Source organism: Citrobacter sp. XY323 (genome assembly GCF_025106035.1).
In the GTDB taxonomy this organism is placed as follows: Bacteria; Pseudomonadota; Gammaproteobacteria; order Enterobacterales; family Enterobacteriaceae; genus Citrobacter; species Citrobacter braakii.
On record NZ_JANYUK010000002.1, the window covers coordinates 330,734 to 345,467 of the forward strand.

Sequence of the window (14,734 nt, forward strand, 5' to 3'; positions counted from 1 at the left end):
TGGTTCTTAGATGATTTTTGGTCGGCACGAGAGGATTTGAATCTCCGATCTCCCCATGACGACGAGCCGCCGTCTTAAGGGCTGCTATGTGCCCAGAAGCAGACGCTGGTCATTCGTAATCAATATTGCTTCAATTAACGTATATCCCAAGTCTGATGCAGATTATGCAAATTTAATGCCCCAAGAAGTGGAAGGCTGACTAGCTAAGGAGCCCTTTAAAAATATGAATATATAAGATGATTTGTATCGAACCTCGTTGCACCATGCGTTCCGATTAATGCCGCATTGTCAGTTGAACTTTGCTACTCTATGAGTGGTAGTACCCTTTATCCAATGCGGATTTAAATTAATGGAATAAATGATTATGAGTGAAAATGATATAATCCCAAAGAAGTCTAAAAGCCAGATTAACAAAGCAGTATTCTTTACATCTGCTTTGTTAATTTTCCTTCTTGTCGCCTTTGCCGCCGTATTCCCGGATGTTGCCGACAAAAATTTTAAACTACTTCAACAACAAATCTTCACGAATGCCAGCTGGTTCTACATCCTGACTGTGGCCCTGATTTTACTGAGTGTCACGTTCCTGGGACTCTCACGCTACGGCGATATCAAGCTGGGCCCGGACCATGCGCAGCCTGATTTCAGCTACCACTCCTGGTTTGCGATGCTTTTTTCGGCAGGGATGGGGATCGGCCTGATGTTCTTTGGCGTTGCCGAACCTGTGATGCATTATCTTTCGCCCCCCGTCGGCACTCCAGAGACCGTTGCGGCAGCGAAGGAAGCAATGCGTCTGACCTTCTTCCACTGGGGCCTGCACGCATGGGCAATCTATGCCATTGTGGCGCTGATTCTGGCGTTCTTCAGTTACCGTCACGGTTTGCCTTTAACGCTGCGCTCCGCACTCTATCCCATTATTGGCGATCGCATATACGGGCCTGTAGGCCATGCGGTTGATATTTTCGCTGTTATAGGCACGGTCTTTGGCGTTGCTACATCGTTGGGTTACGGTGTTTTGCAGGTGAATGCCGGTTTGAACCATCTTTTCGGGATACCCATTAATGAAACTGTGCAGGTCATTCTGATCGTGGTCATCACGGGGTTAGCGACGATTTCAGTGGTGTCGGGCCTGGACAAGGGAATACGCATCCTGTCTGAGCTCAATCTGGGCCTGGCGTTGTTGTTGCTGGCGCTGGTCCTGTGTCTGGGACCAACCGTGCTTCTGCTGAAGTCATTTGTGGAAAATACGGGCGGTTATCTTTCAGAACTGGTGAGTAAAACGTTCAACCTTTACGCGTATGAACCTAAGTCGAGCAACTGGCTGGGAGGCTGGACATTATTGTATTGGGGATGGTGGCTTTCATGGTCGCCGTTTGTGGGGATGTTCATCGCACGGGTATCCCGCGGCCGAACCATTCGCGAGTTTGTCACCGGTGTGCTGTTTGTTCCTGCCGGCTTTACGCTCATGTGGATGACGGTATTTGGTAACAGCGCGATCTATCTTATTATGAACCAGGGGGCGACTGACCTCGCCAATACCGTTCAGCAGGATGTTGCTCTGGCCCTGTTCAATTTCCTGGAGCATTTCCCGTTCTCCTCCGTACTGTCATTCATTGCAATGGCGATGGTCATTGTCTTCTTTGTCACATCTGCTGATTCGGGGGCAATGGTTGTAGATACTCTGGCATCAGGTGGGGTGGCAAACACACCCGTCTGGCAGAGAATCTTCTGGGCCTCGCTCATGGGAATTGTTGCTATTGCGCTTCTCCTTGCAGGAGGGCTAAGCGCGCTGCAAACGGTGACAATAGCAAGTGCATTACCCTTCTCAGCTATCTTATTGATATCCATATACGGACTGTTAAAAGCCCTGCGTCGGGATTTGACTAAGCGTGAAAGCCTGAGCATGGCGACTATTGCTCCGACGGCTGCACGTAACCCAATTCCGTGGCAGAGAAGGTTGCGCAATATAGCTTATCTGCCGAAGCGTTCTCTTGTGAAACGCTTTATGGACGACGTTATCCAACCCGCCATGACGCTCGTTCAGGAAGAACTGAACAAGCAGGGGACGATAAGCCATATCAGTGACGCTGCCGATGATCGTATTCGACTTGAAGTCGATTTGGGCAACGAGCTGAATTATATTTATGAAGTGAGGCTTCGCGGGTATAACTCACCGACATTCGCCCTAGCTGCGATGGATAATGATGAGCATCATGCTGAACAACATCGATATTATCGCGCTGAGGTCTATCTCAAAGAAGGTGGTCAAAATTATGATGTGATGGGCTGGAATCAGGAACAGCTTATTAATGACATACTCGACCAGTATGAAAAACATCTGCACTTCCTGCACCTAGTTCGTTAATATCCACATGCTGTCATGGAAGGCAGCATTTATTTATTCCGACCGCAACCCGAGGAAATGCAGAAAGAATTCACGGTGACCATATAGATATCTGATAGATATTTAATAAAGTCAATTTATTTTGATTTATAATATGGCAACAATTCTAATAAAAAAACCATGGTTGTGGGGCAAGCTATTGGGTTGTTGATAAGGAAAGGGCAAAGCATTCGCGTGAGGATGGGCGTCTGCTTTGTGCCAAGCGGACCTTGAGTGCTAATTATACTTTTGGAAACAGCAGCACAGGTTCTTACGCCATCACCAGATTATTTTTTCAATGGAAAAAGATGCAGGGTATTAGCTGCCAACGGGTATATCCCCAGCATTCGGGTTGACTCCTTCAGTTCTTCAAGGCTAGCGTTCTCCTGGGGCATACGGCCGCCCCAGATGGTTATGCCTTCCGACAGGTGCGCGGGGCGGCCTTGTTTCTCTTCACTGATTTCTATTGTTTCACCATTACTCAGTGTGATAATTAGAGATGCCACTTCCATAGGCTGGTTTTCTCCATTAACGTTCTTAAGTTCTACCTTCATCAAAATACTCCTGTAGCGAGTTTGTGAATGCTGCTCCATGCCTAGTAAGCACACTTACTGATAGCAAGAAAGACCACTAGATTAGTCCTGATGGTCTGCTAAATTGACTAATTTTACCTTATTTCGCCCAGACCTTTTAGCATCATAGAGTTTGGTGTCTGCCACTTTCAATAAATCATCAAAGGTAATAAGCTTCCCTTCTCTCGGATGGTATGTCACTGCACCAATACTGATCGTGACCGATCTTCTGAGCGAACTCAGTTTCTCAATGCTTTTCCTTAATCTTTCACAAGCCAAAAAACAGTCTTTTTCATCCGTTTCAGGGAAAAGCATGATAAATTCCTCACCGCCAAATCGTGCGACCTTATCTTGGCTTCGTAGGTTATGGCTAAGTTCTTTGGCGATATTCTTAAGTGCATAGTCACCTTCCTGGTGGCCATAGGAATCATTATATGATTTAAAAAAATCGATATCGGCAATGGCAATTGACACAGGTGCGGGATCTCGCGCAATTCTGGTCATTTCATTCTCAAACCAACGCATAAACTTTCGGCGATTCGCAATCTCTGTCAGGCTGTCTTCAGTAGCCATTCGCTCAAGCATAGTATTAATTTTGTGTAATTCTTCCTTTTGCTTTTTGAGCTCAATTTCCATCGTTTTACGCTCATTAATACTTTGTATCTGAGCAATATAATATTTGACTTCACCATTATCTTCGCGTACCAAAGAAACACTCAGAAGTATCCAGATATAATTCCCTGTTGCTGTCAGATATCTCTTTTCTAGTTGGTAGAAGGGAATTTCTCCTCGAGAAAGAGCATCTAATTGTTTTAAATCAGTGCTTAAATCATCGGGGTGGGTTATATTTTGAAAATTGATAGAAAGCAGATGGTCTTCAGTATATCCCAGCATACGGGTCAGTGAATTGTTGACTTTTTTCCATTGGCCAGAAGAGGCTACCAACGCCATCCCGATAGTTGAATTTTTAAAAATAGATTCGAGTATGTCATTGTTTTTTTGTAGTGCTGAAATAACAATTTCATTTTCACTGATTAATAAATTGATCTCGATTAACGAACCAATACCCTCAGCCATTAAACTAATGAATTCATAGTCATCCTCAGAGAATGATATGGATCTTATCTGAGTGGATGAGAAATTAATTGTACCCCACAATTTTTCCCTCACCCATATTGGCGCTGAGATATAACTCTCCAGCCTCATACCAATGTAGACCGGATGGGAATTAAAGTCAGGATGTGTTCCTGCATGTTCAACGCTTATTATTCTTCTTTCTCTGACCACTTGTTGACAATAAGTGTTTTTCAGTTCAAACACCATACCAGCTGAAATGTCTCCACTTGTTGGTGAAACCGCAAGTAGAGAGTAACGCTCACCCTCTATCTGACTAATAATACCAAGAGACAGGTCAAAGGCTTTTAATCCTTCATTCAGAATAGCCAGGTATTTATCTTCAGGAGAAGCATGTCTCTTGGCCAACGCCTCATAAAGGAAGTGAATTCGGTTGATATTAACGTTGTTTTCTTTCATTTTTAACATCGCATTATCTTTTCGTCTTTTTACGCATAAAAGAGGGTTGCTATTCGGCCTTGATTAGTTTTCTACATTGTACCGTAGCGACAGCAGCCGGTATTTGAATAACTATCTTGCTCATCGCCCCTTACTGCTTAAAAATTTATCAAAAAATCGAATGGTGACACTCTTTTTATAACAGGTATCTACGATCTTGACTAAGATTTTAGAAGGGCAGCTATGCGCTGCTTCTCATCTGGGCTTATCATCGTAAGGTCGCACTATGTGTACAAAAAGGGTAATTATTTGCCTGTCAGTAGCTTCTGTACTGTTCACATCCACTACATGGGCTATCAATAAAGATTATCGGCACAAACTTGAGCAGTCTGGTTGTACTCAGGTTTCTGAAGCGCAGGGTTGTGATATCAACAAATCTAAAGATGAAAATGCAAAAGCTGGTTTTGTTAATGAAAGCAGCGATACCACAACATCAGCAACCAGTCCTTATGCAGGTAAGTGGTTAGCTTTGAGTGATAGCGGTGTTACGGTTGCAAACATCAGTATTGATAAAAATGACAAAGTCATCGTCAATGGAAAGAGCGTACATGCCACAAAATCAGACGGTGTGCTGCAGTTCAAGCAGGGGATGGTGATTTATACTATCCAGGGAGATCGTCGGGTGAAAGGTGAGGATGTCTGGCGGGATACGGATGCCGGAACGCAGGGGAAAATCTTCAAAAAGTAAAAATATGTTCGGAACAATAGCTTGCAAGAAACCGTAAGGTTAATAGTTAAAACATATCAATTAGTTAGAATTGATCAACAAATTGCCTACTATTCTCAGATATTTTTTCTTAACGTCTCCCTGAAGGTGGTTGTATGGTATTTAGCAATCGTAAGGTAAGTAGTTTTCACTTATCTAATCCAACGTAGTTCGTAGTATATTAAGGGTATTCTTTGTTATCAGGTGTTCTGTATGTCCTATTCCATCGGTGAATTTGCGCGGCTTTGTGGAATAACCGCCACGACGTTGCGCGCCTGGCAACGTCGTTATGGACTTCTCAAACCACAGCGTACGGATGGTGGGCACCGGTTGTATAACGATGACGATATTCAGCAGGCGCTTAAAATTCTCGATTGGGTGAAAAAAGGCGTACCGATAAGCCAGGTAAAACCGCTGCTGGCCCGCCCTGGAGCCAAGCGAACAAATAACTGGCTCGCCCTGCAGGAGAGTATGCTGCAGCGGCTGAACGAAGGGAAAATTGAAACCCTGCGCCAGCTTATTTATGACGCAGGCCGCGAGTATCCTCGCCCTGAATTGGTGAGTGAGGTTTTGCGCCCTCTGCGAAGCCAAGTCTCAGCTAATGTGCCGGCTATAATGACGCTGCGTGAAATCCTCGATGGTATTATTATTTCTTACACCTCGTTTTGCCTGGAAGGGGATAAGCGTGCGCCGGGCGATAACTACCTGATTACCGGCTGGCATCTTACGGACCCCTGCGAGATCTGGCTTGAAGCGCTTTGCCGCACGGGACAGGGGCATCGCATTGATGTGCTTCCCGTACCGCCCGCGACGCTTGCTCCTGAGATTTTCCCCGAGCGCAAATGGTTGTTAGTGACCTCTGGTAAGCTCACCGCAGCGCGTAAAAAACAGATAGACCTCTGGCAACAGCAGGTTAATTTCCTCGATGTGATCCCGCTTTAATCCCCTGTGATTACCTTTCCTGTGTGTGTCGATTGGCCACTGTATTAGTGGCTGTTGGATAATTTAACTCAAAAAATTAAATTTTTAATTTATTGAATTAAATGAGTTTATAAAAAATCTCCAGCAAAAACTTGGACAAATTAAAGTGTTTGTGTAAGTTTTAATTATGCCGCGACGTCATGTGGTTCACTTAAGGGTAAGAGTTATGCGCGCACAGCCATCCGTTATCGACAGGTTTATGGATTACTACGCCAGTTTGGATCGCCAGCCCGTCCCCGCGCTTGCTGGGTTGTACGACGTGCATGCAGTACTTGTCGATCCCTTCGGGGAACATAACGGGCTGTTTGCCATCCAGCGCTATTTTTCGCACCTCCTGGCAAATGTAAACGCTTGCCGTTTTGCCATAGATCCTCCGCTATGTGAGAGCGGGCGGTTTGCCGTGACGTGGACCATGTACTGGTCGCATCCGCGCATTGCTGGCGGAGAAATACGATCTTTGCCGGGATGTTCAATGGTAGAGACGCATGGCGATAAGATTTTTCGCCAGCGAGATTACTACGACGCGGGTGAGATGCTTTATGAGCATCTGCCGCTGTTGGGCTGGGCCGTTCGCGGCGTTAAAAGGAGGGTGCGCGGATGATGACTGTCCTCATTACCGGTGCAAGCTCCGGGATTGGTGCCGGGCTTGCAAAGTCATGGGCCGATGACGGCTGTCAGGTGATTGCCTGCGGTCGCAATCCAGAAAGGCTGGAACAGCTGCGCCAATCCAACGCCAACATCACAGTACGCCTATTCGATATGACAGACAGGGACGCCTGTCGTCAGGCGTTGGCGGACTGCAACCCCGAACTGGTTATTCTCTGTGCCGGGACCTGCGAATATCTCGACCAGGGCTGGATAGACGCCGAGAAGGTTGAACGGGTGATGGCGACGAATTATCTGGGTCCCATCAACTGCCTGGAAGCGCTTCAATCGCAGTTAACCTCCGGTAGCCGCGTGGTGCTGGTCAGTTCGATGGCGCACTGGCTGCCGTTCCCACGGGCAGAAGCCTATGGTGCGTCTAAAGCGGCGCTAACCTGGTTTGCCAATAGCTTGCGTCTGGACTGGGAGCCGAAAGGTGTCTCCGTGACCGTCGTGTCGCCAGGATTTGTCGATACCCCGCTTACCCGTAAAAACGATTTTGCCATGCCGGGTCAGGTGAGTGTTGATTCTGCGGTGAAGGCGATTCGCCGTGGCCTGGCGAAAGGAAAAAATCATATTGCCTTCCCGACAGGCTTTGGCGTGCTGCTACGTCTGTTGGCCGGGCTGCCTGAGAGTCTCCAGCGCGCGTTGCTGCGCAGGATGGTGCGTTCATGAAAATTGCTATCATTGGCAGTGGTATTGCCGGATTAACCTGCGCCTGGCGTCTGGCCGGACACCATCAGGTGACGCTGTTTGAAGCGGCGTCGACCCCTGGCGGCCATACTGCGACGGTGGATGTGGCGACCCCGCAGGGGAATTTCGCGATTGATAGCGGCTTTATTGTCTATAACGACCGAACCTATCCGCGTTTTATGGGCTTGCTGAGCGAACTCGGTATCCAGGGGCAAAAAACGCAGATGAGTTTTTCGGTGCATAATCCGCAAAGCGGTCTGGAGTACAGCGGTCATACGCTGACTTCTTTGTTCGCCCAGCGTCGGAACCTACTCAACCCTGCATTTTGGGGTATGTTGCAAGAGATTGTCCGTTTTAATCGTGTGGCGAAACAGGCATTAAATGAGGTCGATGCGAACGCGACGCTACAGACCTTCCTCGACCAGCACCACTTCAGCGCGTTCTTTGCGCGTCATTACATTCTGCCGATGGGCGCAGCCATCTGGTCATCTTCGCTTCAGGAGATGCGCCGTTTTCCGCTGCCGCTGTTCTTACGCTTCTTTGAGCACCATGGCCTGCTGGATATCCGGGATCGCCCGCAGTGGTACGTGGTGCCGGGCGGATCGCGGGAATACATCCGCGTCATATTGGCGAAGCTGGGCGATCGTCTGACATTGCACCTTAATGCCCCTGTTCAGCAGGTTATTCGCTACGACAGCGGCGTCAAAATCCAGTTGGCAGGATCGGTACAGACGTTTGATCAGGTGATCTTCGCCTGTCATTCCTCGCAGGCATTGGCTTTGCTTGAAGATGCGACCCCCGCAGAACGCGACGTGCTGGGCGCAATTGGCTGGCAGCGTAACAAGGTGGTGTTGCATAGCGATCGCCGCTGGTTACCGGTACGCGAACGCGCGTGGGCAAGCTGGAATTACCGTCTGAGTGGACAAGATCGTGCCAGCGCCTGCGTCACCTATAACATGAATATACTCCAGGGCTTACCTGAAGGAAGCCCGCTATTTTGCGTGACCCTCAATCCAGACACTCCAATTGACGATCGATTCGTCTGGCGACGCTTTGTTTACGAGCATCCATTGTTTAACCCTGAAAGCTGGCGGGCGCAGGCTCGCCGCGCTGAGATCAACGGCCTGCATCGGAGCTGGTTCTGCGGTGCCTATTGGTACAACGGTTTTCACGAAGATGGCGTACGCAGTGCACTGGACGTGGTGTACGGCATTGCTGCAGGAGAGGGGCGCTAAGATGAACAGTTGCCTGTATCAGGGCGTATTGCGTCACCGCCGCCTTCAGCCTACAACGCACCAGTTTACTTATCAGGTGTTTATGGCGTGGCTCGATCTGGATGAACTGGCGCAGCTTCCGGGCGTCGGCGTGAAACGTAATCGCTTTGCCGCGGCGGCTTTTCATGATGCGGATTACCCGCTGGGGACACCGTTAAAAGAGAACGTGTTGAATCAGCTTGCCCTCCTGACTGGCGAACGTCCCGAAGGTCGCGTGATGCTCCTGACGCAATTGCGCTATTTCGGCTTTCATTTTAACCCGGTCAATTTTTACTACTGCTATGACCACGCGCAAATCCTGCGCTGGGTACTGGCGGAGGTCCGCAATACGCCATGGAATGAGCGACATTACTACGCCGTAGATGCACAGGAAAAGCGTCCGCTGGAAAAAGCGTTCCATGTATCGCCATTTAACCCGATGGATATGGTCTATCACTGGCGATTTAACTCGCCGGTTAAAACGCTGCATATGCATATCGAAAACCACCAGGAAGAGAAGATTTTTGATGCCACCCTGATGCTCAAACGCGAGCCGTTGACGCAGGCGAATTTACGTACGTTGCTGCGACGACTGCCGTTGATGACGCTGAAAACGGTGTCAGCGATTTACTGGCAGGCGTTACGACTGTGGCTCAAGCGAGTCCCTCTCTACAACCATCCCGTGAGCAGGAGTGAACGATCATGACCGATCCCGTCTTTGCGCTTGAACCTGATATTCCGCGCAACCTGCGTGTGGCGCGTTGGCTTCTTTTCCGCGTGCTGAGCGGTCTTCGCCAGGGGGCAATCACGGTGCGGGAAGGGGAGCAGACTTTTCATTTTGGTGATGTTTCAGCTGAGTTACGCGCCGACGTACATATTCTCTCACCCACGGTGTACTGGCGGGTGCTGAAAGGCGGAAGTCTTGCGGCGGCTGAAGCCTGGATGGACGGAGAGTGGGAAACGCAACAGCTCACGCCGTTATTGCAAATATTTGCGCTTAACACCACCCTGCTGGGACGGCTGGAAAGCGGATTTCGCCTGCTTGGACGACCCGTCGAGCGTTTGCGTCACTGGACACGTCGCAACCATCGGCAACAGGCGAGAGAAAACATCGCCGCGCATTACGACCTCGGCAATGCGTTTTACGCGCACTTTCTTGATGAGGATTTACTCTATTCCAGTGCCTTGTTCACCTGCCCCGAGCAGTCGTTAGCGCAGGCTCAGCAGGCCAAAATGGCGCGGCTTTGCGAACAGCTGGCGCTCACCGCGAATGATCATCTGCTGGAAATCGGTACCGGCTGGGGAGCGATGGCGGAATACGCCGCGCGTCATTACGGCTGCCGGGTGACCACCACGACCCTGTCGCAGGAACAGTTCGCCTGGGCGAACGCGCGCATTGCCCGCGCAGGTTTACAGGACAGAGTCAATGTACTGCTGTGCGACTACCGCGACCTGACCGGGGAATTCGACAAACTGGTGTCGGTTGAAATGATCGAGGCGGTGGGTCAGCGTTATCTGCCGACGTTTTTCCGCACCTGTCAGGCGCGCCTGCGCCCTGGAGGGAAAATGGCGATTCAGGCCATTACCATTCAGGATCAGCGCTATCGCGATTACAGCAAAGGCGTGGATTTTATTCAGCGTTATATCTTTCCGGGAGGCTTTTTACCCAGTATCACCGCGATGAGCGGTCTGATGACAAAGCACACCGACTTTGTGGTTCGCAATCTGTTCGATATGGGGCCTGACTACGCCCGGACGCTTGCGCACTGGCGACAACGATTTGTTCACGCCTGGCATGATATTGAAAAGCTGGGCTTTGATGAGCGTTTTCGTCGCATGTGGCTGTATTACTTCGGCTACTGCGAAGCCGGTTTTAATGCGCGCACTATCAGTGTGGTGCAACTGACGGTGGAACGTCTATGAACCGCCATTTACAGGTCTTTATCCTGGCTGTCGGGTTCGATTTGTACTGGCTCATGGTGGTGTTATTACGTGAGCGCGGCCTGGTGTTATGGCTTGGGCTGGCTATTCTGGCCTGCTTCTTGCTGCCGCCTGCACAACGTCTGTACGCGTTAATGCTGGCAGCAGCGGGCAGTAGTCTGGATGCGCTGTGGGCGTTGACGGGGTTGATCGATTTTCACGGTGAAGCATTGTTACCGTTATGGATGGTCGCGCTCTGGCTCATGTTCGCCGCCCTGTGGACGCACCTTACCTGCTCGACCACTTTGCCGGGATGGCTGCTGGCAATCATGGCCACCGGTGGTGGCCCGGTCGCCTATGTGATAGGAGAGCGTTTGGGGTCTATTACTTTTCTGGAACCGGCATTTATCGTTGTCGGTTTAATGGCGGCGGGCTGGCTGGTGTTGATGCTGTTTTTTCATATTTTCATGGGGAAACGCCAATGAAACCTGCCTTACTGATACTGCTGGGCGTCATGGCGATTGCGCCGTTTGCAGGGGCTACAGACTGGTTAAGCTGGCATAAAGTCGGCGATGCAACGCTCACCTGGGGGCCATTCACGATCTATACCTCACAACTGCGCACGCCGGATGGGCGTTATCGCGGGCTGAAAGAGGAGCAGGCGCTGATTATCACCTATCAGCGCAAAATTGAACGGCAAGAACTGGTGGATGCCACCCGCGATCAGTGGCGAGCGCAGGGGATTCTGGCGCGGGAAGCGCAGAGCGAGTCCTGGCTTCGCATGTTGGGTGAGCTATGGCCAGACGTCGCGCCGGGTACGCAACTGGCTTTTGTATTGCAAGATAAGCAGGGGCAGTTCTGGTATCGCATGTCAGCGACACAAAGGCAATTTATCCCGCTTGGCCCACCGCAGTCGGCGGCGTTCAGCGAAAACTTTCTCGCTGTCTGGCTGGGTTCCCGCACGCAATATCCTGAGCTGCGTCAGCAGCTTACTGGAGGTGAAAAATGAAACGTTTATTGACCCTGAGCCTGCCCTTGCTGATGCAACTGGCTGGTTGTAGCGCTGAAATTGCCGACTATCGACAACAACAGCCGACGCTGGATATCTTTCAGTATTTTCAGGGAGAAACGCAAGCATGGGGGATGGTTCAGGACCGCAGCGGTAAACAGCTTCGTCGCTTCCACGTCGACATTAACGGCGATGTGGTGGGAGACACATTGACCCTCAACGAACGCTTTGTGTACGACGATGGCGAGAAACAGCAGCGTGTGTGGCATATCCGTAAAGTCAGCGCCGATCGTTACGAAGGCACCGCCGGCGACATTGAAGGTGTTGCGAAGGGACAGGCGGCGGGCAACGCGTTCAACTGGCATTACAGCATGAATGTGAAAGCCAGCGGCAGAACCTGGTTGCTAAATTTTGATGACTGGATGTACCTGCAGGATGCCAATCATCTGTTTAATAAAACTGAGATGAAGAAATTTGGCGTCACCGTCGGCACGGTGACACTCTTCTTCTCCCGTAAAACGCACTAGCGAGGAAGACGCAATGAAAATGCAACCCATCGTTGGGATCAGCGGCTGTTTAACGGGGTCTGCCGTCCGCTTTGACGGCGGGCATAAGCGGGCGCAGTTTGTGATGGACAGGCTGGCACAGTGGGTGACATTCCGGCCCATTTGCCCGGAGATGGCGATTGGCTTGCCTGTCCCAAGACCGGCGTTGCGCCTGGTACAAACGGCTGTCGGCGATATTCGCATGCGATTTAGCCACGCACCTCACGAAGACGTGACCGACAAAATGGCTGACTTTTGCCAGCGGTATCTGGCCGGGTTGGACACTCTGTCCGGGTTTATCGTCTGCGCCAAATCACCCAGTTGTGGTATGGAACGCGTGCGCTTATATGACGAGAAAGGCAATCGCGGGCGCAAAGACGGGGTGGGACTGTTTACCGCCACGCTTATGGAGAAATATCCGTGGCTACCGGTAGAAGAGGACGGGCGGCTGCACGATCCGGTCCTGCGCGAAAACTTCGTCGAAAGGGTTTTCGCGCTACATGAGCTAAATATGCTGCGCAAAAATGGCCTGACGCGTCGGGCTCTACTGGATTTTCATAGCCGTTATAAATTGCAATTGCTGGCTCACCATCAGGCCGGATACCGGGAAATTGGCCCATTCGTCGCATCACTGCATGAATGGGAGGATCTGGAAGCTTTCTTTGCGGTCTACCGGGATAAATTAATGACGCTTCTGAAGAAACCCGCCTCACGTAAAAACCACACTAACGTGCTGATGCACATTCAGGGATATTTCCGTAATCAGTTAACAATGCGTCAGCGCGGCGAGTTGCGCGAGGTGATCCTTAATTACCGCGCAGGACTACTGCCCATACTGGCTCCTATGACGCTGCTGAAACATTATCTGGCGGAATACCCGGACGGTTATCTGCTGACGCAGAATTACTTTGATCCCTACCCGCAAGATTTAGCATTGCGACTGACTGTTAATTGATCATATTTGATTAAAAGAAGCGGGCAGAATAACAATTTATGTAATGTTCAAAATCTTTAATTTCCGCTAATTGCTCATAGTGGATTGCAGCGACTGTAAAATCTGTACCATCGAGGTTTGCCAGTAATGGTAGCGTGTTGAATGTGCCGGCGTGAAAAACTTGGATTCTTGGTGAAAACTCTCCCCAAAACAAAAAACATAGCTCGGATAATCAATGAGTTGAAAAAGGTAGATATGGTACATTTTGCAAAATGTAAACATTATAATTTAATATTTATTATAGTGTTATGAGAGTTGTGGCGATGTAATGCTGCGTTACATTGGCAGGATTAACTGGGCACCTTGATTTTTCACATTTCCAACGGCACTCGTTACGGCATGCCATATAAATTTATCAGCCGGAACGGAACCGTCAGCCGCAATTTCCGCAGCTTCTTTTCCTCCAATGTCCTGCCTCATCCATTCGCGAGCGGCTTCTGGTGACAGTACCAGCGGCCGCCTGTCGTGAATATCTACCAGTCCTTTGTCAGCTGCAGCTGTAACTATCAGGAAACCTTCTGCTTCATCTCCTCGATCGAATGGCGTGCTGCCAATCGCCGCCATAAATATCGGCTGTCCGTCGGCCCGATGAATGAAGTAAGGCTGCTTCGTGTCACCTTCCTTTTTCCATTCGTACCAGCCATCAGCAAAGCAAATTGCACGACCGTGCTGCCAGAGCGGTTTAAACATTCTGCTGGTGGCCGCAGTTTCAGATCGAGCATTAATTAGCGGTGGCTTATCCCACCACCCAGGGGCATATCCCCAAATGACAGGGTCAAGGTGCAGTTGCTCATCACGTTCGCTCAGAAGCAGGACTTTGGTGCCAGGCGCTACGTTGAATCTTCCGATGGGTTCCGGGTCATATGGAATGTCTAGTTCGGCTTCTTCAGCGAGCAGGGCAAGATAGTCCTCTCGTGTCATTGACTGTGAAAAACGGCCACACATAGAAACCTCCAGCCATATGTCAGACTGAAAGTATAGGGCAGGAAGAAAAAGTGGTGCGCCCGGTAATGATTTAAAAGGAATTTGTAAGGTAAATCGAAATGATGGTTTTGTGAATTGATGAATTCTTAAAAATGGATGGGCGCTCGTTGAAAGCGATCCCGAATTTTTCCCGACGACGCCACGAAACCAATAGCAACTGATTGATCTTGAACGGGTGCAATAGTAAGTATCAGGAGGTATTTTTTAGTGGGCTTTTTATGCTAACCTATTGAAGTTTATAGGTTATTGCGTTTTGAGTTGTAAACAGGAATCGTATTCGGTCTCTTTTTGTGTGGATTTTATTTCAATCACTTAGGACATCATGTCCGAAAGTTTCCGAAATTTGTCCGCATATCACAATTCGGGATTTCTTCCTTATACCACACTGCTTTTAACATTTACACTTCATTTGCGCAGAAAAAGATCAGATCGTGATGCCCATTTTTTCCTGTTCTCCAGGCGTATGGTCTGCTTATGCGCCAG

The 14,734-nt window shown here is 49.5% G+C and carries 15 protein-coding genes; 12 read left to right on the forward strand and 3 right to left on the reverse strand.

Going from position 1 to position 14,734, the window contains the following annotated elements:
- Positions 1-364: 364 nt before the first annotated feature.
- Entirely contained in the window at positions 365-2,362 is a 1,998-nt protein-coding gene (locus N0B36_RS05160; RefSeq protein ID WP_259686155.1) for a choline BCCT transporter BetT, read from the forward strand.
- A gap of 305 nt (positions 2,363-2,667) precedes the next feature.
- Here N0B36_RS05160 and N0B36_RS05165 read toward each other — a convergent pair whose 3' ends face one another.
- Together N0B36_RS05165 and N0B36_RS05170 are read right to left on the reverse strand one after the other, a co-directional pair.
- Positions 2,668-2,934, reverse strand: a complete 267-nt coding sequence (locus N0B36_RS05165; RefSeq protein ID WP_047417991.1) for a hypothetical protein — start codon at positions 2,932-2,934, stop codon at positions 2,668-2,670.
- An 81-nt stretch (positions 2,935-3,015) separates the two neighbouring features.
- Positions 3,016-4,494, reverse strand: coding sequence for a sensor domain-containing diguanylate cyclase (locus N0B36_RS05170; protein ID WP_228522529.1), 1,479 nt, complete (start codon positions 4,492-4,494; stop codon positions 3,016-3,018).
- 256 nt (positions 4,495-4,750) lie between these two features.
- On the opposite strand from N0B36_RS05170, the gene N0B36_RS05175 reads away from it, so the two are divergent.
- The 11 genes from N0B36_RS05175 to N0B36_RS05225 all read left to right on the forward strand — a co-directional run bounded on the left by N0B36_RS05175 (position 4,751) and on the right by N0B36_RS05225 (position 13,228).
- Positions 4,751-5,212, forward strand: a complete 462-nt coding sequence (locus N0B36_RS05175) for a hypothetical protein (RefSeq protein WP_047417989.1) — start codon at positions 4,751-4,753, stop codon at positions 5,210-5,212.
- A gap of 231 nt (positions 5,213-5,443) precedes the next feature.
- A complete protein-coding gene (locus tag N0B36_RS05180) occupies positions 5,444-6,172 on the forward strand; it encodes a MerR family transcriptional regulator (RefSeq protein ID WP_047417986.1) in 729 nt (242 codons plus the stop codon).
- A gap of 205 nt (positions 6,173-6,377) precedes the next feature.
- Positions 6,378-6,812 (forward strand): nuclear transport factor 2 family protein, encoded by a 435-nt coding sequence (locus tag N0B36_RS05185; RefSeq protein ID WP_047417983.1) that lies wholly within the window; start codon positions 6,378-6,380, stop codon positions 6,810-6,812.
- Complete coding sequence (locus N0B36_RS05190; protein ID WP_080860103.1) at positions 6,809-7,528, forward strand: SDR family NAD(P)-dependent oxidoreductase; 720 nt, start codon at positions 6,809-6,811, stop codon at positions 7,526-7,528. The genes N0B36_RS05185 and N0B36_RS05190 overlap by 4 nt, the downstream gene beginning before the upstream one ends.
- On the forward strand, positions 7,525-8,781 hold the full coding sequence (locus tag N0B36_RS05195; protein WP_137351955.1) for an NAD(P)/FAD-dependent oxidoreductase: 1,257 nt from the start codon (positions 7,525-7,527) through the stop codon (positions 8,779-8,781). Before N0B36_RS05190 ends, N0B36_RS05195 begins: the two co-directional genes overlap by 4 nt.
- Position 8,782: 1 nt before the next feature.
- Positions 8,783-9,505, forward strand: a complete 723-nt coding sequence (locus N0B36_RS05200) for a DUF1365 domain-containing protein (protein WP_137351956.1) — start codon at positions 8,783-8,785, stop codon at positions 9,503-9,505.
- Positions 9,502-10,722 (forward strand): cyclopropane-fatty-acyl-phospholipid synthase family protein, encoded by a 1,221-nt coding sequence (locus N0B36_RS05205; protein WP_101699973.1) that lies wholly within the window; start codon positions 9,502-9,504, stop codon positions 10,720-10,722. Before N0B36_RS05200 ends, N0B36_RS05205 begins: the two co-directional genes overlap by 4 nt.
- Positions 10,719-11,204, forward strand: coding sequence for a DUF2878 domain-containing protein (locus N0B36_RS05210; RefSeq protein ID WP_101699974.1), 486 nt, complete (start codon positions 10,719-10,721; stop codon positions 11,202-11,204). The genes N0B36_RS05205 and N0B36_RS05210 overlap by 4 nt, the downstream gene beginning before the upstream one ends.
- Positions 11,201-11,728 (forward strand): hypothetical protein, encoded by a 528-nt coding sequence (locus N0B36_RS05215; RefSeq protein ID WP_101699975.1) that lies wholly within the window; start codon positions 11,201-11,203, stop codon positions 11,726-11,728. Before N0B36_RS05210 ends, N0B36_RS05215 begins: the two co-directional genes overlap by 4 nt.
- On the forward strand, positions 11,725-12,255 hold the full coding sequence (locus N0B36_RS05220) for a DUF3833 domain-containing protein (protein WP_101699976.1): 531 nt from the start codon (positions 11,725-11,727) through the stop codon (positions 12,253-12,255). The genes N0B36_RS05215 and N0B36_RS05220 overlap by 4 nt, the downstream gene beginning before the upstream one ends.
- Before the next feature lie 13 nt (positions 12,256-12,268).
- On the forward strand, positions 12,269-13,228 hold the full coding sequence (locus N0B36_RS05225; protein ID WP_101699977.1) for a DUF523 and DUF1722 domain-containing protein: 960 nt from the start codon (positions 12,269-12,271) through the stop codon (positions 13,226-13,228).
- Positions 13,229-13,543: 315 nt separating this feature from the next.
- Here the strand turns inward: N0B36_RS05225 and N0B36_RS05230 are convergent, their stop codons facing one another.
- Positions 13,544-14,212 carry an SOS response-associated peptidase gene (locus N0B36_RS05230; protein WP_101699978.1) on the reverse strand — a complete coding sequence of 223 codons (669 nt, stop codon included), beginning with the start codon at positions 14,210-14,212 and terminating at the stop codon, positions 13,544-13,546.
- Between the last annotated feature and the right edge of the window lie 522 nt (positions 14,213-14,734).